The organism is Acinetobacter sp. ANC_7511, assembly GCF_056779975.1.
In genome coordinates this window covers 21,673-43,183 of sequence record NZ_JBWYIY010000023.1, presented here as the reverse complement: position 1 = coordinate 43,183, position 21,511 = coordinate 21,673, and the positions used below count along the sequence as shown (strand labels likewise).

Sequence of the window (21,511 nt, the reverse complement as noted above, 5' to 3'; positions counted from 1 at the left end):
TTTTTTAAGAATCTGGTGGGTCGTCCGCGACTCGAACGCGGGACCAACGGATTAAAAGTCCGCTGCTCTACCAACTGAGCTAACGACCCATAGGGGTTTCAAAATAAGTGGTGGGTCGTCCGCGACTCGAACGCGGGACCAACGGATTAAAAGTCCGCTGCTCTACCAACTGAGCTAACGACCCATCTCGTTTTGATGTTGCGTATTTTAGCAAGTTATTTGAGTAGCGCAAGTAAAAAATATAAAACTTTGTTACGTTTGGCTAGAAATGACACAATTTCGTGTTTTCTAGCCAAAAAACAATCGATTTTAGCTTAAAAACGATATTTATACTGTTCAATATTTTTCAGAATCTCTTCATTTAAATCGCAATATGCATCTTCATTTGGTAATAAAACCAAAATACGATCTGAAGTTTTGTCTGGAAAATAAGCTTCTTCCTTTAACTTACTCTTTTGATATTTAAATGTTCCTGTAGTTTCGAGTGTTTTCTGTACACGTAAGAACACTGGAACTGCATAGCTAGGCAAAGACTTCTTAAAGAACTGAGCCATATCGGATAAATCTTGCTCATTTAGTTCAGCACCTTCTGCTAAAGTGATGGCTGCCATACCTGCACGACCGTTAGTATTTGGAATCTCAACGCCGTATACCACTGCTTCTGTGATCTTTTCATAATCACTACAAATATTTTCAACCTCAGTTGTAGAGACATTCTCACCTTTCCAGCGGAAGGTATCACCGAGACGGTCAACAAATTGAGCATGGCGGCACCCGATATCTCGCACAAGGTCACCCGTGATGAAATAAGAATCTCCTTTGGTAAAAACATCATGCATGATCGAGGATTTATTCTTTTCTGGATCGGTATAACCATCAAATGGCGAGCGATTGGTAATTTTACCAATCAATAAGCCTGTTTCACCTTTTTTGACTTTAATACAATGACCTTTTGCATCGCGAATAGGAGCTTCTTTTTCCTTGTCATATTGGATAATGGCATAAGGAATAGGAGAGAAACCTACGGTATTGTCGAAGTTTAAAATATTGGAAAAGCCGACATTGCCTTCACTTGAAGCATAAAGTTCGAGTACTTCTTCAATGCCAAAGCGATTTTTAAATTTATCCCAAATATTTGGACGCATGCCGTTACCAATCATCTTGGTGACGCGATGATTGCGATCTTGGTGTGATTCAGGTGCATCTAGAAGATAGCGACATAGCTCACCAACATAACCAATTGCTGATGCATTAAATTTTTGAACATCTTTCCAAAAAGAAGAGGTTGAGAACTTACGACGAATCGCTAGCGTCGAACTACCAGCAATTACACCACACCAGCAAACCACCATGCCTGTGGCATGATAAAGCGGTAAAGTGACATACATAACGTCATCTTTATTTAGATTGAGGACATGACCATATGTGCCATACGCTAACATCCAACGACTATTGGTAAAGACTACGGCTTTTGGTAAACCTGTTGTACCAGACGTATAAATATAGAATAAGCCGTCAGCACCAGTCACCTTATGTGTTTCAGCTAGATTATCTTTAGATTCAGATAAAATTTCTTGTGCAAGATTATGATAGCCATCAGGTGCTTGACCAGCATTTTGACGTGTATTTTGATCAGCCAGCCAATAGAGCTTATCTTTGGCGACAGTCAGTTGTTCGCGTACTTCATCTACAGCTTCACGGCATTCTTCACCGACAATTACACCGATTGGTTTAACCAAATTAATACTATGGGTAAGTACCTTACCTGTTTGAGACGTATTGACGAGCGCTGAAACAACCCCAATTTTTGCAAGACCAATGACGGTGGCAATAAGTTCACTACGGTTTTCAACAATGACCGCAATCACATCACCTTTTTTTGCACCCTTAGCGATGTAGTAGTGTGCAATTTGGTTTGCCCAATCATTTAGTTGTTGGTAGGTATATTTCTGATCTTCACATAACAGCGCAATACCTTGAGGATTTTTTTGCGCTGCACGCTCAAAAGCGAGGGCAAGACCTGCTGGCGTTTTAGGAGTACGTAAATAAGCCTGTTTGAGCCCGACAAGAATATTTGGCAACTTCGTGACCAAATGTGGGAGTCGTGCTGCTACGTCTTTGATTCCAATGAGATCGTTTTGATAAGTCTGGCTCATACTGGTCCTATTTTTTGTGATATTCCGTTTAGTCTTTAATTTTTCGCAAGTTTTTTTACTTGGTTTTGTCACTGAATATCTTATCCATTTTGAAAAATTGATCAATTCTGAACAGGATTTTTCAGTCAAAACTTTAAAGACCATAACAAAAAAACCTAGCCACCGTAATGACTAGGTTTGTCAAAAGCTAATGTAGTTTAAGCAAATTACTCAGCTGATGGTGTTGCTTTTTTAGGTGGGCGACCACGAGGGCGACGCGGACGAACAGGTTTATCTTCTTCCTGCTGTTCTGCATCATCCTTATCTGCTTCAGCTTGTGCAGATTTATCTTCAGCATTTACGGCAACTTCCGCCACTTCAACTTTCGCAGTTTCTGCTTCTGTAGACGCAACTTCAGTTGATTCTGAAGATTTTTCTTCAGGTTGCTGTTGTGACGAAGTTTGAACTTTTTCTTCAGTCTTCACTTCAGATTGAGTCACTTCAGCTGTCTGTGTTGCTGTTTCTTGATGTGCAACTTCAGATGTTGCATCAGCTGCTTGTGGAGCATCCGTAACAGGTGCTTCAACTTTCACGGCTTCTTGTGCTGCAACTTCTTCAAGGCGCGCTTGTTTTGCTTGCTCTGCTGCAAGTTTTGCAAGACGACGACGCTCACGTGGATCGTTTGCAACACGCTTATCAGACACTGGTTTTGGAGGTGTTAAGTCCAACACAGGTGCAGGCTCTTTTTCAGCTGGAGCTTGTTGAACAGCGACATCACGTGTGACTGGTTTTTTCTCAGTAGCAGGTTCAGCAGATTGAGTATTTAAACTCGCTGCATACTGTTCAGTGAACTTTTGCAATGCGCGATTGAAGGTTGGAATTAATCCAAACTGCTCAATCAATACAGAGCAATCCGCACCATAAACATGTTGAATTAAGCTTAAAACCGTATGTTGTGCTAAAGCTGGCACTTGTGAAGGGCGAAGCTTCGGCGCATCTGATTTTGCTTTCTGGTCATGTTGATGCTTGTTACGACGACGTTGACGTGGGTCGTTACTTGCACGTTGTGGTGCTTGTTGAGGTTTAACCTCAGCTTCAATGACAGGTTCATCAACCGTAATTTCCACTTGAGGTGCTGACACTTCAGTGTCTGTCACAACAGGTGCTGGAGCAGTTGCTACAGGTGCTGCTACTTCAGGCGTTAATGCAACAATCTCACTTTGTGCTTGATCAACATTAACCACTAACGCTGTTTTAAGCTCATCATTACGAGGTACATCAATTAAATCAACTTTAACTTGAGCTTCTGGAGCAACAGGTGCTGAAGATTGCTCTTGATTTAATACACTTTGATCGCGGTGACGATTTGGACGTTGTGGACGTTGTGCATTACGGTCTCGACGTGGCACAGCTTGTTCAGTTTGTGCTTCGAAAGCTGTCTCGTTTTGTTGAGGGCGCTTTTGATGACGTTTCTGATCACGCTGTTCTTGGCGTTGCTCATGACGGTTTTCATTGCGTGACTCATGACGATTGTCTTGACGTTGTTCATGGCGAGGTGCCTGTACAACTTCTTCAATCACATGTTGATCTGCGTTAACTTCGCGTGTGTCACGTTGCTTATTGCGATTTTTCTTGTTATGACGTTGTGGACGCTCGTCTTTTTCAGCTTGACGTTCTTGGTCGCGTGTATCATTTTTCGCAACAGGCGTATGTGAAATATACGCATTTGTTTCAAGTGGTGCAGATGCTTCAATTGCCACAGGTGTTACAGGTGCAATTTGACCGAATTGCCCACGACTTACGGCACCACCGTTCACCATTTGTTCAATTGCAGCCGCTGCAGAGTTAGCCGTACGCGATTGATCAATCGTACTTGCTTGTTTTTGAACAAACAGATTTTCTAACCATGCGCATGGGCTAGTTGCTGGAGCAGCTACTGCTGGGGCAGTTTTTTGCGCTACCGCAGGTTGTGTAGCATTTTGGTTATTTTTATGACGCTTATTGCCTTTTTCCTGCGTTACAGGGGCATGCGTATGTGGAGCTGCATGCTCTTCTTCTAAGTGCCATTCTGAAGACTCATAACCCAACTCTTTTTCACTTGAACGAGTCGCTTCAGTACGTTCATAGCTGGTTGGTGCAAAGCCTTCAGGATTATACGAGATTTCGTAATGTGGCGTTTCTAAATGCGGGTGTGGGAGTACAGTCACACGTACATTTGAAGTTTGCTCCAAATATACGAGGCTATGACGTTTTTCATTGAGAAGGAATGCTGCAATTTCAACAGGAACTTCTACTTGAACTTCACCTTGACGCTCACGAAGTGCAATTTCTTCAACTTTACGCATGATTGAAAGTGAAAGAGAACGCAAGTCACGAACCATACCTGTGCCATGACAACGTGGACATACATAGCCAGTCGCTTCTTCTAAAGAAGGGCGTAAACGTTGGCGACTCATTTCCATTAAGCCGAAACGAGACAATTGACCGAACTGGATACGTGCACGATCACTTTGAGTTGATTCACGCAGTTTCGCTTCAACCATACGTTGATTGCGTTCTTTGGTCATATCAATGAAGTCAATCACGACCAGACCACCGATATCACGTAAGCGAAGTTGGCGAGCGATCTCCTCTGCTGCTTCTAAGTTAGTACTAAGCGCAGTTTCCTCTACATCGTGACCACGAGTAGATTTTGCAGAGTTAATATCGATCGAAACCAATGCTTCTGTTTGGTCAATGACAATTGAACCACCAGAAGGAAGTTTCACTTCACGCTCGTAAGCTGTTTGAATTTGACTTTCGATACCAAAATGAGCAAATAAAGGCTCATTCAAAGTATATGTTTTTAACTTGTCTAATTGGTTCGGCATCACGGCTTTAACAAAGTTATAGGCTTCGTTATAAGCTTGTTCAGAATCAATTAAAATTTCTGCAACATCATCACGTAAATAGTCGCGAATTGCACGAGTAACTACACCAGCTTCCTGATGAACCAACATTGGAGAAGGGCCAGAATTTGCTGTACTTTGGATGCGTGCCCAAAGATCGAGAAGGTGCTGAAGATCAAGTTGAAGCTCTTCTTGTGAGCGACCAATCCCTGCAGTACGTACAATCACGCTCATACCACGAGGTACATTTAAAGACGCCAACATTTCTTTCAATTCTTCACGAACTGAACCAGAAATTTGACGACTAATACCACCACCTTTCGGGTTGTTTGGCATTAAGACCAAGTAACGACCCGCAAGGGAAATAAAAGTTGAGAGAGCAGCGCCTTTGTTGCCACGTTCCTCTTTTTCAACTTGAACTAAAAGCTCAGTACCTTCAGTGATTAACTCACGAATGTTTGAAGTTTGACGAGGGTCAGCTTTGTAATATGAGTTTGCGATTTCACGCATTGAAAGAAAGCCTTGACGGCCTGCACCATATTCTACAAAAACAGCTTCAAGAGATGGCTCAACGCGAGTCACATGACCTTTGTAGATATTGGCTTTCTTTTGTTCACGAGTACGATTTTCTAAATCGAAATCGTAAAGACGGTGACCAGTGATGAGTGCAACGCGAACTTCTTCGGCATGTGTTGCATTGATCAACATACGTTTCATGGGTGTAACACCTAATAGTGATACACAAGCAAAAACATCGCGATTTACGTAGCGAACATCAACCCGCATGGATCAATTCCTAGATCACCATAATCAGTTTGATCTAAGTGTATTACCGGCCTTTATTGATGGGCTTCGGTATTTTGATTCACGTATTGATGATGGCAATACGGCTTTAATCCTGTCACTGATTAAAGAAGCCTGAACATTCACTGGCGGACTAACGGTGCATTGGATGTTCGTTACTTTCACTGTCACATTGCTCGAAGATCATCTCTTCAATTTTTTGATAGAGTGTCTTGATACGGAATTATCGTCGTATCTTTACAAATTGTGCAGATCCAATGCATCTAACGTTATAGCCTGAATGAGAAATCAGGTTGCGACTATTCTGATGTGTATCAGTTAACGTTTAAAAACCAACATAATTGTTGGCGACATATTTTTTTAAACAAACTGATTTATGTGCAAAAGCACAATTAAACGCAACAGTTTGTCTTTTTGCCGATATAATAAGCCTTCGGCGTTGGCATATTCTTTTGGGACCATTCCGAGTTTATGCTAAACAAAAATTTAGTTTGAATTTCAAAATTTTGAAATCTCTAAACAAATGTTCACTTACGGCGGTATCCGTGCGCTGACTATAGCAAACCTTAGATCATCTGCCTATGGGCTACACAGACATTTCTAGTCAATTGGGTAGTCTAAATGATCAGTTTTTAATCGAATTTAGTATTTTTTTAGGTCAACGTAACTGTATGAATTCTACGCAAGAATGGCAAAGCGTCACTTGGTTTGAAGTGGATGAGCACCAATTGGGGCAACGCATCGACAATTTTCTATTCGCTCGTCTTAAAGGAGTACCGAAAAGTCGAATCTATCGTTTAATTCGTGAAGGTCAGGTGCGGGTCAACAAAAAGCGTGTGAAAGCGGAAACCAAATTAAATATTGGTGATCAAATCCGTGTTGCACCGATTCGTTATGAACAAAAAGATGAATCTCAAGCTCCAGTATCAGACAAAGTCGCGCAGGGCTTGTTAAGCCGTGTGGTTTATGAAGATGAAGGTCTTTTAGTGGTGAACAAACCTTCTGGGATTGCGGTGCACGGTGGAAGTGGTGTGGCGTATGGCTTAATTGAAGGCTTACGCGCAGCGACAGGGAAAAAATATTTAGAACTGATCCATCGTATTGACCGAGATACTTCAGGCTTGGTGATGATTTCTAAAAAGCGTAGCGTATTAAAAACACTTCAAGATATGCTTCGTGAACACAAGATTCAAAAAACTTATGCTGCTGTGGTGAAAGGCCAAGTAACACTAGATTCCCAATTAATCGATGCACCATTACATCGCTATGAGTTAGCCAATGGTGAACGTCGAGTGCGTGTATCTAAAGAAGGAAAGCCTTCAAAAACCCAATGGAAGGTAGCAGAACGCTTTATGCATGCATCACTCGTGTATGCATCACCGCTTTCTGGTCGTACACATCAAATTCGCGTACATGGACTCAGTATTGGTCATCCCTTGGTGGGTGATGAAAAGTACGGGCATGAGACGGAATATCGTGGACCTAAACCACGTCGTTTATGTTTACACGCAATGCGCTTAGAGATTCCTGGATATCCAGTAATTGAAGCACCATTGCCTGAGGATATGCAAAGCCTGGTTGCACAACTTCGCGCACAAAAAGCGGATAAACCTGTAGTGCAGTCTCAACAAGACTGATTGCGTCTCAGTGGTTGTGTAAGGATTGAATCATTGTGTCATGACGAGGTCATGCAACGATGAGATCTTAATATGTCAATATGATATTTAAATGGCATCTACCCGATCAAAATTAGGATAAAAAATATGACATCAGCGGTAAAACTCATTATTTTTGATTGGGATGGCACCTTATTTGATTCAGTGGGTCAAATTGTTGAAAGTTTAAAATTTGCCGCCAAACAATTTAATCAACCTTTGACTGATGAGGATGCTAAAAGCATTATTGGCTTAGGATTACCTGAAGTAGCGCAGGTTTTATTTCCTCAGGTTCCTGATTTACACGAGGCAATTTTACAGTCTTATTCAGCGCATTATGTTGAGCACTCGAAACATGATCGTTGGTTTGATGGTGTGGCTGAAATGTTGCATGATCTCAAAGAGTCAGGTATTCATTTGGCTGTTGCGACAGGAAAAAGTCGTAAGGGGCTAGATCGAGTACTGGGGCAAACTCAGAGTGTGAGTTTGTTTTCAGCGACACGTGCAGCCAGTGAAACAAAATCAAAACCAGATCCGTTGATGTTGGCTGAAATTTTAGCCGAAACTGGTTTTAATGCAGATCAAGCGATAATGGTAGGAGATACTTCATACGATCTTGAAATGGCATTGAATATTCGTATGCCAAGTGTAGGGGTGACGTATGGCGTTCATGTACCTGAGGTACTACAGCAATATCATCCACTTGCGGTCGTGGATTCCATTGATGAATTACATCAACTTTTAAAAAATTTGATTAATCAGTCAGTTGCTTGCTAAATCACATCGATAAAAAACCCGCTCAATTCAGCGGGTTTTTTATTCACGTTGAACTTTGATTAAAGTCTAAATAAAAGACTTTTGAAAGTAACTCCATAAATTTTTGCACAGCAATACCAGTGGCATTCTTGCGATAACTTACAAAGAGATCAAGCGAAGGTAGCTCTACATCGAGTGGACGAGTCACACTATTTTCCAAGAGAAGTGGCATAATATAGCCAGGAAGAATCGTACACCCTAAGCCAATACCAATAGAGTTAATGTTAAACAAGATATTGTCAGCTTTTTGAACAATTTTAAAAGAAACGCCATTTTGTTCAGCAAAGCCTAAAATGGTGTCATGCAGGGTCTTAGATTGCTCATCTGAAGGGATCACAAAATCAATGCCATCAAGCGCTTTTACAGGAATACGATCGTACTTTGCCAAAGGGTGATCTTTAGGCAGAATAAAAACTAAAGGCTCACGGAGTACAAAGCGACTCTCGATCTCTTCAGAATCTAAACGTTGACGAGTAAAAGTAATGTCCAATTCACCTTTCTTTATGCCTTTGAATTGCTCAATATTATTTAAGCTTTGTAATTCAATTTTTAATTCGGGATTTTGAACACGTAAGTTAGGTAATACATAAGGAAAGATTTTCATTTCTGCAACTGGCACAAAACCAATGCGTAGCATTTTTTGTTTTGCTTTAGACACTTGGCGCGCCATATTAATTGCTTTTTCTGCTTGAGCAATGGTGAGTCTCGCCTGTTCCAGAAACACAGCGCCTTCTTCGGTCAATTCAACTTTTCGTTTGGTTCGATTTAGTAAACGCACACCAACATCTTCTTCTAAATCTTTGATTTGTTGGCTGAGTGAAGGCTGTGCTGTGTAGAGCTTAAGTGCAGCTTTGCTAAAATTAAGCTCTTCTGCAACTGTAATAAAATAGCGCAAATGCCGTAATTCCATATAGCCTTCCAGAGAATAATCTAAAAAATGTCTTAATGTTGCTAAAGATGAGTATAAGTGAAATTGATCAATAAGTAGATGTATTTTGGTATTTAGTTAGTGAATGAAGCATTTTTTTGTATTTTAAAATTTACATGCATTTAATTTCTTACTTAGATAGAAATTTTACATTTCAAGATCGAACTCTCATCGTGAATGAGTGACTGATTTGTATAGGTTTAGAAAAGATTGTATCTATTAAAGTTGAAACCAATTGTTTCGGCTTTAAGTCTATGAAAAATAATAATGTAGAGAAAAGTACGTTGAAGCTTTGGGAGATCAGTTGTTCAGCGTTAAGTCACATCCTAAACAAAATTTAACTTCCTCTATTTAAGATTTCTGTGGGTGATTAAAAAAACATCAAAAATCAGAAAAAAACAACAAAATCATAAACAAAAAGAAAGTCTGAGTTGTATATGATGAATAATAGAGGGATGATTGGTGTTCTATTTCACAATTTATTGATGAAATTATAACCACTTCATGGGAATTGAGATTGATGTTGTCTTAAATGAAACACGAACAGTGTATCTTTTAAAAACATAATTTAAAAATGCGAATAGATGATGAACATAATCTATTTATATAACTGAATAATCAACTATTTCAAAATCGCTTCGGTTTAAGGTGCTTACATTTATTATGTCTAATTTGACTGATATTCCAACGACGACTTCGAGTAATCCAGAGTCTACACTTGTTGTTGGACGGAAGCCGCAAGATTCTAATCTGCACTATCAACTAAAGACTGAAGATTGTATTCGGCATGTGTGGTTTAAACCAAAACTTAAATTGGTTTCACTGGATCACCATAATGGGCAAAGATTCGTTAATCAGGAACCACGTCCTGCACAGCTCAACCAATGGAATTTATATAAATGGTTGATGGCTCGTAAAAGCTTTACCTGGCAAGGTGATTTCGCGAAAGAGAAACAGGACTTTATTCAAACCAAACGTGCTAAGCCTGAGGCTCGTCCGCATGCAGATTTAGAAGATTGGCAAGTATGGTTTGTTGGTCATGCTACGGTTTTAATTCAAATTGGTCCATATAACTTCTTAACCGACCCTGTATGGGCGGATTATGTAAGCCCAAAGCACGGGAGTGGACCGAAACGTGTTATCCCTGCAGGGATTGCACTTGAAGATTTACCACAGATTCACGCAGTATTACTCAGTCATAATCACTATGATCATATGGATTTAGCGAGTTTGAATTGGCTACATCAAAAATTTGCTATGCCGATCTATACAGGTCTAGGAAATGCAGCCTATTTGCCGAAAGCATTTCATGTGATTGAGATGGATTGGTGGCAGTCTGCCTTATTCAAAGATTTTAAAATTGTCTACACACCTGCCCAACATGGTTCTGGTCGAGGGCTTCGTGATCAAAACCTTGCATTATGGGGTGGTTTTTCAATTTTATCTGAGCATGGGCATTGTTACTTTGCTGGTGATACAGGCTATGCACAACATTTTAAAGAGATTCACCAGCGCTTAGGTGCACCAAGGATTGCTTTACTGCCAATCGGTGCATATGAACCAAGAGTATTGATGCAATATCTACATATGAATCCTGCTGATGCATTCCAAGCACATAAAGATTTACACGCAAAACGTTCATTAGCGATTCACTATCGTACTTTTCAGTTAACAGATGAAGATCGGAATCAACCTGAGTTGGATCTGCACCAAGCGATGAAAAATGCATCTAAATTTATCAGTCCGTTTTATTGTATTCGGGAAGGTAAAAAACTAATTGTTTGAATAAAAAAAACCGCTGATAACAGCGGTTTTTTATGGAGATATTAATTAAAGTAAGCCAGGATTTCCTTGTGCTGGGTCAGTTGCACGTGCAGCCTGTGCATCAGCTACGGTCATGCCTAATGCTTTTGCAACACCCTCGCCATATGCTGGGTCACAAGCATAGCAGTTACGAATATGACGATACTTAATGAAATCTAATGCATCGCCCATTGCTGCGGCTGTATTGTCAAATAAAGCCTGTTTTTGCTGATCATTCATGAGATTGAATAATGCGCGTGGTTGACTGAAATAGTCATTATCATCTTCGCGGTAATCCCAGAAATCTGCCGCACCAGAAATTTTTAATGGTGGCTCTTTATATTGTGGCTGTTCCTGCCATTGGCTGAAACTATTTGGTTCATAGTGTGGCAAAGCACCATAGTTACCATCAGTACGACCTTGACCATCGCGACGATTTGAGTGAACAGGGCAACGCGGTGCATTCACTGGAATTTGATAATGGTTAACACCAACACGGTAGCGTGCAGCATCTGCATAGTTGAACAGACGTGCTTGAAGCATACGGTCAGGTGAGAAGCTGATGCCTGGCACTAAGTTACTTGGAGCAAAGGCAGCTTGTTCTACGTCTTGGAAGTAGTTTTCAGGGTTACGATTAAGTTCGAATTCACCGACTTCGATCAAAGGATAGTCCCCTTTAGGCCATACTTTGGTTAAGTCAAATGGGTGATATGGAACTTTCTCTGCATCTAACTCAGGCATGATTTGGACGTACATTTTCCATTTCGGGAAATCACCACGTTCAATCGCATCAAATAAGTCAGTTTGAGAACTTTCGCGATCTTTCGCAATAATCGCTTCAGCTTCTGCATCAGTTAAATTCTTAATGCCTTGTTGCGTGCGCATATGGAATTTAACCCAGAAGCGTTCGTTGTTGGCATTAATGAAACTGAAGGTATGGCTACCAAAACCATGCATGTGACGGTAACCATCTGGGATACCTCGGTCTGACATGACAATCGTCACTTGATGTAATGCTTCTGGAAGTAAAGTCCAAAAATCCCAGTTGTTGGTTGCACTACGTTTGTTGGTTTTAGGATCGCGTTTAACTGCTTTGTTTAAGTCAGGGAACTTACGCGCATCACGTAAGAAGAAAACTGGAGTGTTATTACCTACTAAATCCCAGTTACCTTCTTCAGTGTAGAATTTCATTGCGAAACCGCGGATATCACGTTCAGCATCTGCTGCACCACGTTCGCCAGCAACTGTAGAGAAGCGCACAAAAATATCGGTTTTTTTACCGATTTCAGAGAATAATTTAGCGCGAGTATATTGCGTAATATCATGGGTAACAGTGAAGGTACCAAATGCCCCAGAACCTTTCGCGTGCATACGACGCTCAGGAATCACTTCACGAACGAAGTTGCCTAATTTTTCATTCAGCCATAAATCTTGTGCAAGTAAAGGACCACGTGCACCTGCTGTCATACTGTTTTGGTTGTCTACTACAGGAGCACCAGCATCAGTTGTTAAGTGGGTGACAGGACATTTTTTTGAGTCATCGCTCATATTCATTCTCCATTTATAATATATGCCTTTCTTGATGGTTGGCTGAGCATTCACTTTTATAAGTTCTAGCGCCTCCAATATCAGAGACATGAACCGTTTTGTTCGATCATTCTAAAGCAACATTGTGACAAGAATGTGTGTTTTATTGAGTTTACAAATTCATCATAAATCATGATGCGTTCAATTGGAGTGTTTAATTTGTAAATAAAATTCCAATTACCCTCATATAAATTAAGGGTTTATTTGAATATTCACCAATAGAATATTTGGTTCAAGTTAAAAGGATTTAACGATGATTTACAGTAAGGTTTTGGTTGTGTAATTTTTGGATATGAATCATAAGTTTGGTTGTTTAAGTGTTTGAATCTTACTGTCATGAAGCATTGCATGATTACTTCATGACGGCGATTAACTTAAGAATCTTTGTTAAACATCAAGCACAATGATTGGTGAGCGAGCCACAGTGTTGCATAGGGTAATGCGATGTTGAATAGTGGATGAATTAACTTCTAATTGAGTTTGACCTTCCAATTTAGTGCATACACAGGCTTTGCATAAACCTTGTCGACAACCGCTTGGCAGTTTTAGTCCAGCCCAACGCGCGGCTTCAAGTAAAGTGACATTCCCTTCAATATCGATACTTTTATTACTTTTTTTGAAAATCACTCGACGTGTAACACCATCAGACTCAAAACTGAGAGGAGCAGGTTTAAAATTTTCTGTGTGAAATGCTGCTGCTTTAACGCCTGCTTGAATAAGTTGTTGGCGAGCAGAATCGATTAATGCTTGAGGGGCGCAGGCATATACGTGTTGGCATTTAAAATCTCTAATATAAGGTTGGAAAATTTCAAGACTAAAACGTCCTTGTCGTAAATCAGATGTCGACTCGTTCTGAACTTTGGAGCAGATGAAGTGAACATTCAAATTTGAATACTTCGCGATTTGACGAATCTCATTTTCAAACAAAATAGAATTTTCATCATGGTTAAAGTAAAACAAATGAGCTTCAGCTTTACTTTCGATACGCTGATATTTTCTTAACATACTTAAAATTGGTGTAATACCGACTCCTGCTGCGATAAAGATTAACTTCGGCGGGAGGGTGTCTAAAACAAAATCAGGTGTAGATTGTGGTGGACTTACAATCGTCACCTCTGTATTTACAGGAACATGATCATGAATATAGTGAGAAACGATGCCCGCAGGTGTACGTTTCACTGCTATTTCAAAATAGCCATCTGCGCTTTGGCTTTCATGCAATAAGCTGTATTGACGAATATAAGTTTGCCCATTTATTTCAAAGCTTAATGAAATAAATGCACCTGCCTGCCATTTTAAATGTTCCCAGCCTTGAGGCTTGCTCATTTTGAGTGTTTTGACTTGACCATTAAGCTGTATTTCGACTTGTATAACTTTTGCCGACGCATTATAGAACTGTGGCTTGTGTAAATATGTCATGGTTGAGGGTGGCTGATATTGAATTCCTCGTTTGATACGTTTTAATAATTCTTTTGGTCGAATGAGTAATTTGAAAGGGTTATTTTTTTCTTGATTACCAAAAGGTAGAGTTCTTTTAATGAGGCTGAGCGGTATCGCTGGAATCAGCTTTTCCATGGGTGAATTGTGATAAGGCAAATGATATTTTTCACAAATACTACGTACTACAGCTTTGATTTGTCTTTGACGATTACATGCTAAATCTGGAAATAAATGATGCTCAAGATGTGTATCTAATCCGCCATAAAAGATTTCAAATGGAGGTGGATTTGGATACGGGACCTCATCATCAAGGATTTTTTTGAGAAACTGATCCAGCGGTGCATATGGGATAAAATTGGTGGTACTTTTAATCTGTCGTATGAAATATTCTTCTTGCGTCTCATCAGGTCCAGGATCTGAATAAAGCTCCAAATTTTCAGCGTGATGTTCTAAGAAGAGGATATGAAGTAAAAAACCATAGCCTATCGTTGTTGTAAGATAATTTCCGATAAAAACAGGTAATTTTTTTGACCATTTTGCAGCGACTGGTGCTTCAATAAACTGTTTTTGAGCATGAGCTTTTATGAGACGAAGTGATTGAGTAAAGGTTTCTTTGGAAAGGATCTTTCGACCTTCTGTACGTGCTGCTGATGTGGCTGTATAGAGTGTGAAATAGTAGGATGGAGTGATCATCAGCGCACTGTAAATCAGCAATTGAACACTGTGATGCCCGTACCAGGTTTGACCTGCCAAGCTTCTTAAAAAGGAATACCCTAAATCATGATCTTTGCCAACGATGTTGGTAAATGGATGATGATTTTGATGATGCATGACGCGCCATTCACGAGGATCAGTCACAAAGTCCCATACCCAGCGTTCTGAATGAAACTCGGTTGCTTGGGGGAGGTGATCATAACTTCCGTGCATGATGTTATGACCGAGCTCTGAAAATTCGAGTAGGGTGTGTAAACAACCCAGAATAATGCCCCGTCCCCAAGATTCTAAACTTATACATTCACGAATAAGTTGCTCACTGCGTAATTTTATAGCCTTTGAATATGCAGCAACATTTCGAATATGATCAATATCTTGGTCGTTCATCTCGGCTTTGGTTTTTTGATATAACGCCGTGAGTTCATTGACCAGGCTTTGCTGTTCCTCAGCAAGATTGGCATACATGTTCATAAAAAATTCCATTTTCTTTTATTTATGAATATAAGAGATTGAATTCACTTGTAGAATGATAATTAAACAGTTAAATTTGACATTAGATGACAAATAAAAACGCGAATAATGATGCTTAATTCATGGAAGTTTTTAAGGGAAGCGAATACAGCTCGGGTACTATGTCATGTTGCAGAAAGCTACGGTATTACTTTTGAGCAATGCCTAGAAAATACACAACTGACGAAACAAGATCTTTATCAAGAAAATTTTGAAATCCAAGAGCGAAATGAATTACAGATCATCAGAAATATTCTGAATCTAATCTCTGATGAACATCCCATTGCGCTCGAAGCTGGGCTTCGACATCACACCACCACATTAGGGGCTTGGGGATTTGCAATTTTAAGTAGTGCCAATGTCAGAGAAGCGTTGCTGATCGCGATACGATATCTGAAATTAGGCGCAATTTTTTCTGATGTGGCTTTGCAAGAAGATGGTGAATTTACACATTTAAATTTATTTCATCATGACCTAAGTGCTGATATGCAATTATTTATTTTAGAAAGAGATATTGCGACCATCATCACACTTCAAAATGACATTCTTGGTGCTCAATTACCCTTTCAGATAGATTTAGCGATGACCAAGCCTTGCTATGCAAATCAGATAGAAGAATTAACTGGTTATCCTATTTTTTATGAGAAACCACAAAGTCGAATCACGATTCAATCTGAATTGTTGCTTACCCCATTGCGTCAAGCTGATGACTTCACTTTTATGCGTTACCAAAAAGAGTGTGAGCATGTATTTCGACGCCGAAAAAGCTTAGGGGACTATAGTAAAAAAATACGCGAGTTTTTATTAAAGAATGCATCACAAATGCCGACGATTGAAGATATATCCAAAGCTTTAGCTGTCAATGTTCGTACCATTCAGCGCAATTTAGCCAATGAAGGGATTACGTTTCACCAATTGGTTAAAAATTTACGTGAGGATTTGGCAGATGATTTATTGCTGGGTACTGATCTTACAATAGATCAAATTTCTGAACGGTTGGGTTATGCGGAAGTATCTGTATTTTCTAGAGCATTCAAGCGCTGTAAGGGTATGCCGCCCGCAAAATATCGAAAGATGATGCAACAATAGCAGAACACAATACTGAGATAATATTAAGACGTTAATAAAAATTTAATGACAATTCAGGTCATCTTTTGCACTAGATAATCTACTTTCAAAAGCTATACTCGAAAATATAAATAATCAAGTTATAGATAAAAATTCCAAAGAGGGTTCGTTTATGTCGGCATGGATGACACATCAAATACATAATCAATTTGATGAGCTTCAAGATTACAATCTATATATAACAGATCCAATCTTACAAGAAATCTTACAGCGTTATGGCAGTAGAAACTCAGTCCATTTAAGTGAGTTTGGTGCAGTCGTAGGTTGTGAAAGCTTTTATCACCATGCTGATCTTGCAAATAAACATCCTCCTATTTTACATAGTTTTGATGCTCGAGGTAGGCGGGCAGATTTTGTTGAATTTCATCCTTCATGGCACAAATGGATGGCGTTAAATCGTAAATATGCGGTTCATGCACATCCTTTTCTAAATTTCACTCAAGAATCTGGTTGGGTGGATTGGGCAGCAAAATTCTTCCTCAGTGGTCAAGTGGAGTGTGGAAACTTATGTCCAAACTCAATGACCTTGGGCAGCATTCCATTGATTCAAAAAGAACCTGAGCTGTGGAAAAAGCTAGGAGATAAACTTTTATCCACTGAATATGATGAACGCGATTTACCGATTGCTCAGAAAAAATCGATTTGGATTGGAATGGGCATGACTGAAAAGCAGGGTGGTTCTGATGTGCGTGCTAATGAAACGACAGCTGTTCCAGTTGGGCGGTCTGGAAGAGGACAAGCCTATTTACTAACTGGGCATAAATGGTTTTTTTCAGCACCTATGTGCGATGCACATTTGGTTGTTGCTAAAACTGAGCATGATGGATTGGCGTGTTTCTTTGTTCCGCGTTGGTTGGAAGATGGCACAAAAAATGCGATTCATATTCAACGACTCAAAGAGAAGGTTGGAAATCGCAGCAACTCCAGCTCTGAGGTCGAATTTAAAGAAGCTTGGGGCATTATGATGGGGGAGGCTGGACGCGGCATTCCAACGATTATTGAAATGGCGAATTATACCCGATTAACGTGTGCGGTAGGTTCAAGTGGCATTATGCGTCAGGCCCTAGTACAAAGCATTGCCTATACTCGTCAACGTCAAGCATTTGGTAAGAGACTCATTGAGCAGCCATTAATGCGGTCTGTGCTCACAGATCTTGCTTTAGAAACTGAAGCGGCAGTGCAGTTGAGTTTTCATTTGGCTCATTGTTATGAACATGACAGCGAACTTTGTTTGGCATGGAAACGTATCATGACACCAGCAGCAAAATTTTGGATCTGTAAAAGAGCAGTAGAGATGACTGGTGAAATGATGGAAGTTTTCGGTGGCAATGGCTACGTTGAACATGGCATCATGGCTCGTCTCTTTAAAGAAGCACCTGTGAACACTATTTGGGAAGGGTCAGGTAATGTCATGTGTCTCGATGTGCTTCGTGCTATTTCACGTGATCCTGAATCAATCGAGCATTTATTTAAAGATTTAGTATCTACTGCAAGTCAAGACAAAATACTTAATGAAGAGTTGCAGGGACTGTTTAGATTATTTCATCAGGAACCTGATGATTTACAATTTATGGGGAGAAGCTTAGTCAGTCGTTTGGTTGTGCTCTCTCAAGCAGTATTGCTGAAACGTTATGCGCCAGATTTTATTGCCAATGCTTTTATTGCGACGCGTTATCAAAAATTTCATGGTCAAGTGGTGGGAATGCTTGATCCTAAACAAGTAGATGTGACCTCAATTTTAAATCGAGCATTTGCCGCTTAATTATTTTCCAAAACCCTTTTCTGATAGACAGCCAACACATAGATGCGACTGGCTGTTATCGATACATAAAAATAAATAAGTACGACAGTGTAAAAAATAGAATTCACTAGAATCGTGTCATTAAAAATTTTTAAATTTTGATCATATTAAAGTGAATAAAACATGTTGATCAAAAGTTATCTCCTCAATAAAGATTATTCGTCATTATGCACATGCAAAAAAAATCAAAAAAATTAAAGTATTTTTTGGTCTTAGTGGTATTGGTTGCTTTAGCTCTTTCTGTTTATTTCTATATTCAGTCACAAAAAAAGCAGCTAGAACCGCAGACCGTTGAAGTCACTCAAGGTGATCTAACGCAGATTGTTAAAGCCACAGGTGAAATTTATGCATCTGATATTGTCTCCGTGGGTGCACAAGTCTCAGGTCAAATTCAAAAGCTGTATATCAAGTTAGGACAGGATGTAAAAAAAGGCGAATTAATCGCTGAAATTGACTCGACAACACAGTTGGACAAGCTCAATACCAGTAAAGCCGAACTTGAAGCTGCGAAGGCAGACTTGGCAGCGAAACGTGTCGCTTTACAAACTTTAAAACAAAACTATCAGCGTAAATTAACCTTATACAAAGCTGAAGCAGGTTCTCGTGAAGAGCTCGAACAGGCGAATAATCAGCTTAAACAAGCGATTGCAGATGTTGAGTCAAATGAATATCGGCTGAAACAATTACAGATTAATGTGAATACAGCACAAACTGAATTGGGCTACACACAGATTCGCTCTCCATTGACGGGTACCGTGGTTTCCATGCCTGTTGAAGCTGGTCAAACCATTAACTTTGCACAAACGACACCTTTGATCGCGACGATCGCCAACTTGAATAAGATGGAAATCCGAATGCAGGTCGCAGAAGGTGACTACACTAAATTAAAAGAAAACATGCCAGTTAAATTTAGCACCTTGGCAGACCCCAATGTGAAATTAGATGGTGTGATTCAAAGTATTGATCCTGCTTTAACGACCCTGACCAAAGGAACTTACGACGATAAAAATGAAAATGCGAATGCAGCAGTGTTCTACTATGCAAGAATGTTGGTGGACAACCCTGAGCGTAAACTCAGTATCGGTATGACAACCCAAAATGACATTATTGTAAATCAAAAAAAGAATGTGCTGAAAATTCCGAAAACAACGGTGATTGGATATGGATCAGATGCCATTGTTTACCTCTATCAACCTGATACAAAACCTCAACCAAGAAAAGTCGTGACTGGAATTTCTGACTCAAATGATATTGAAATCAAGTCTGGTTTAAAGTTGGGTGAAAAAATTTTGGCAGAGGCACCTGACGATAGTGCGAATACATCAGGCGATACTTAATGAGTTTGATTGAACTAAAAAAAATAAATAAATTTGTAGGTCCAGAAAATAATCAACAACACATCCTAAAAGATGTCAGTCTCAGTATTGAACAGGGTGAGTTTATTTCGATTATTGGGCAATCAGGTTCAGGTAAGTCTACTTTAATGAATTTACTTGGATGTTTGGATCAAGCCTCTTCAGGACAGTTTCTGTTTCGTGGACAAGATATTTCCTTATTGAATAATGATGAGCTTTCATCGTTACGTTTAAAAAGTTTTGGGTTTGTGTTCCAACGCTATAATTTATTGAATGCTTTATCTGCTTTAGAGAATGTCGCCTTGCCCGCGATTTATTCAAATTTGAATGCAGAAAACCGTGCGGATCGAGCACTGCAACTTTTAGCTCAGCTCGGTTTAGCTGATAAGAGTGACAATAAACCCAATGAAATGTCGGGTGGACAGCAGCAACGAGTCAGTATTGCCCGCGCGCTTATGAATGGTGGTGAGGTTATTTTAGCCGATGAACCCACAGGCGCTTTGGATTCTGAAAGTGGTGAAATGGTCTTGCAAATTTTGGAAGATCTACACCGTCAAGGGCATACGATTATTTTAGTTACTCATGATAAAAGTATTGCAGAACGTGCAGATCGTGTCATTGAAATTAAAGATGGATGCATTCTTTCGGATACGCAGCGTAAATCTTTAGGGCAAGTTTCTCCATCAAAAGTTTTTCATGCGGACATGAAATTCAGCTTTGTTTCCCAAGTGTATGAAGCGATGAAAATGTCTTTGCACTCAATTTTCGCCAATCGTTTAAGGTCATTTTTGACCATGCTAGGGATTATTATTGGCATTTGCTCAGTCACCATTGTCATTGCGATTGGTAATGGAGCAAAAGAAAAATTTTTGAATGATTGGGGGGGATTGAAAACAGCAACACTTGAGATTTATCCAGGGGGAACAGCTTTAGCTGCATCTGCCAGCCGTTTAAATATGGATGATTTAAATGCACTCAATGAGATGAAAGAAATTATCCATGTTTCTCCACATGTCAGTTTAAGTGGGAACATGATTTATCAAAATCGTAATATTGATGTGAGTGCAACAGGTGCAGATGGTTTTTATTTAAAAATTAGAAACATGAAAGTTCAATATGGTCGCTTTTTTACACAGAGCGATGTTGAACAGCGTTCCCAAATCGTAGTGATTGATAAGCAAGCTGCTGAAAAGTTATTTGGACAGCAAAAATTAGCTTTAGGTAAAACAGTGTTATTTAATAAGCGTTCTTATGAAGTTGTTGGAATCGCTGAACCTCAATATAGCTCAGGTTCTTCACAAATTTGGATGCCTTATAATGTATTGATGTCACAAATTTCAAGTAGTGATAATGTCAATCTGCTGACTGCGGTACTACATCAAAATACTGACTCAGTGAAAGCCGAAAAGAAAGTGAGGCAACTATTGATTGCTCGTCATGGTGTGGAGGATTTTGATATATATAACAGTGATGAGTCTATGAAGTCCTTTGAAAAATATTTAGGAACGATGACTTTCTTTATTTCTGCAGTAGCCTTTATTTCATTGGTCGTAGGTGGCGTTGGTGTGATGAATATCATGCTCGTTTCTGTGACCGAGCGAATTAAGGAAATTGGCTTACGAATAGCAGTTGGTGCTCGCCAAAGTGATGTGCAGGCTCAGTTTTTGATTGAATCTGCAGTTTTATGTTTAATTGGTGGCGTTATTGGTGTTGCGATCGCCTTGATCGCCAGTTTTATTTTTAATGCGATTAGCTCAGATTATAAGATGGTATTTTCATGGTCAGTTGCTATTATCGCACTGCTATTTTCAACACTGGTTGGTTTGATCTTTGGTTATATGCCCGCTAAACGTGCTGCAAACTTAAAACCAATTGAAGCCTTAGCCCATGAATAAGAAAAAATTAGAGATGGCTGTTCAGTGAGTATTGTCTGTATTAACAGGTATT

The 21,511-nt window shown here is 39.7% G+C and carries 13 protein-coding genes and 2 tRNA genes; 8 read left to right on the top strand and 7 right to left on the bottom strand.

Annotated features, from left to right (window positions below):
- Nucleotides 1–13 precede the first annotated feature (13 nt).
- From AC1M9L_RS13690 to AC1M9L_RS13675, 4 genes are all read right to left on the bottom strand, one after another.
- Nucleotides 14–89, bottom strand: a tRNA-Lys gene (locus AC1M9L_RS13690).
- Between the two features lie 19 nt (nucleotides 90–108).
- Nucleotides 109–184: transfer RNA gene (locus tag AC1M9L_RS13685), tRNA-Lys, on the bottom strand.
- Between the two features lie 130 nt (nucleotides 185–314).
- Entirely contained in the window at nucleotides 315–2,156 is a 1,842-nt protein-coding gene (locus AC1M9L_RS13680) for a long-chain-acyl-CoA synthetase (RefSeq protein WP_092766700.1), read from the bottom strand.
- A gap of 206 nt (nucleotides 2,157–2,362) precedes the next feature.
- The gene (locus tag AC1M9L_RS13675; protein ID WP_481592425.1) at nucleotides 2,363–5,740 is read right to left on the bottom strand and encodes an Rne/Rng family ribonuclease; all 3,378 of its coding nucleotides are present in this window, start codon (nucleotides 5,738–5,740) and stop codon (nucleotides 2,363–2,365) included.
- Nucleotides 5,741–5,807: 67 nt separating this feature from the next.
- Here AC1M9L_RS13675 and AC1M9L_RS13670 point away from each other — a divergent pair, with 67 nt between their 5' ends.
- From AC1M9L_RS13670 to AC1M9L_RS13660, 3 genes are all read left to right on the top strand, one after another.
- Entirely contained in the window at nucleotides 5,808–5,945 is a 138-nt protein-coding gene (locus tag AC1M9L_RS13670; RefSeq protein WP_179998737.1) for a hypothetical protein, read from the top strand.
- Nucleotides 5,946–6,498: 553 nt separating this feature from the next.
- Nucleotides 6,499–7,464 (top strand): RluA family pseudouridine synthase, encoded by a 966-nt coding sequence (locus AC1M9L_RS13665; RefSeq protein WP_035264199.1) that lies wholly within the window; start codon nucleotides 6,499–6,501, stop codon nucleotides 7,462–7,464.
- Nucleotides 7,465–7,590: 126 nt separating this feature from the next.
- Nucleotides 7,591–8,259, top strand: coding sequence for an HAD family hydrolase (locus tag AC1M9L_RS13660; RefSeq protein ID WP_092766702.1), 669 nt, complete (start codon nucleotides 7,591–7,593; stop codon nucleotides 8,257–8,259).
- Nucleotides 8,260–8,302: 43 nt separating this feature from the next.
- Here AC1M9L_RS13660 and hcaR read toward each other — a convergent pair whose 3' ends face one another.
- Complete coding sequence (hcaR, locus tag AC1M9L_RS13655; RefSeq protein ID WP_092766703.1) at nucleotides 8,303–9,208, bottom strand: DNA-binding transcriptional regulator HcaR; 906 nt, start codon at nucleotides 9,206–9,208, stop codon at nucleotides 8,303–8,305.
- A gap of 681 nt (nucleotides 9,209–9,889) precedes the next feature.
- Between hcaR and AC1M9L_RS13650 the strand changes: the two genes are divergently transcribed.
- Nucleotides 9,890–11,011 carry an MBL fold metallo-hydrolase gene (locus tag AC1M9L_RS13650; protein WP_481592424.1) on the top strand — a complete coding sequence of 374 codons (1,122 nt, stop codon included), beginning with the start codon at nucleotides 9,890–9,892 and terminating at the stop codon, nucleotides 11,009–11,011.
- Nucleotides 11,012–11,056: 45 nt separating this feature from the next.
- Here the strand turns inward: AC1M9L_RS13650 and AC1M9L_RS13645 are convergent, their stop codons facing one another.
- Both AC1M9L_RS13645 and AC1M9L_RS13640 read right to left on the bottom strand, forming a co-directional pair.
- Nucleotides 11,057–12,577: a catalase gene (locus tag AC1M9L_RS13645; RefSeq protein ID WP_035264193.1), complete on the bottom strand. Its 1,521-nt coding sequence runs from the start codon at nucleotides 12,575–12,577 to the stop codon at nucleotides 11,057–11,059.
- A 426-nt stretch (nucleotides 12,578–13,003) separates the two neighbouring features.
- Nucleotides 13,004–15,241 (bottom strand): fatty acid desaturase, encoded by a 2,238-nt coding sequence (locus AC1M9L_RS13640; protein WP_481592423.1) that lies wholly within the window; start codon nucleotides 15,239–15,241, stop codon nucleotides 13,004–13,006.
- A gap of 111 nt (nucleotides 15,242–15,352) precedes the next feature.
- Between AC1M9L_RS13640 and AC1M9L_RS13635 the strand changes: the two genes are divergently transcribed.
- The 4 genes from AC1M9L_RS13635 to AC1M9L_RS13620 all read left to right on the top strand — a co-directional run bounded on the left by AC1M9L_RS13635 (nucleotide 15,353) and on the right by AC1M9L_RS13620 (nucleotide 21,459).
- Nucleotides 15,353–16,369: an AraC family transcriptional regulator gene (locus tag AC1M9L_RS13635; protein ID WP_481592422.1), complete on the top strand. Its 1,017-nt coding sequence runs from the start codon at nucleotides 15,353–15,355 to the stop codon at nucleotides 16,367–16,369.
- Nucleotides 16,370–16,520: 151 nt separating this feature from the next.
- Entirely contained in the window at nucleotides 16,521–18,170 is a 1,650-nt protein-coding gene (locus AC1M9L_RS13630; protein ID WP_481592421.1) for an acyl-CoA dehydrogenase family protein, read from the top strand.
- Nucleotides 18,171–18,376: 206 nt separating this feature from the next.
- Entirely contained in the window at nucleotides 18,377–19,546 is a 1,170-nt protein-coding gene (locus AC1M9L_RS13625; RefSeq protein ID WP_481592420.1) for an efflux RND transporter periplasmic adaptor subunit, read from the top strand.
- The gene (locus AC1M9L_RS13620; RefSeq protein WP_481592419.1) at nucleotides 19,546–21,459 is read left to right on the top strand and encodes an ABC transporter permease; all 1,914 of its coding nucleotides are present in this window, start codon (nucleotides 19,546–19,548) and stop codon (nucleotides 21,457–21,459) included. Before AC1M9L_RS13625 ends, AC1M9L_RS13620 begins: the two co-directional genes overlap by 1 nt.
- Nucleotides 21,460–21,511: the final 52 nt, after the last annotated feature.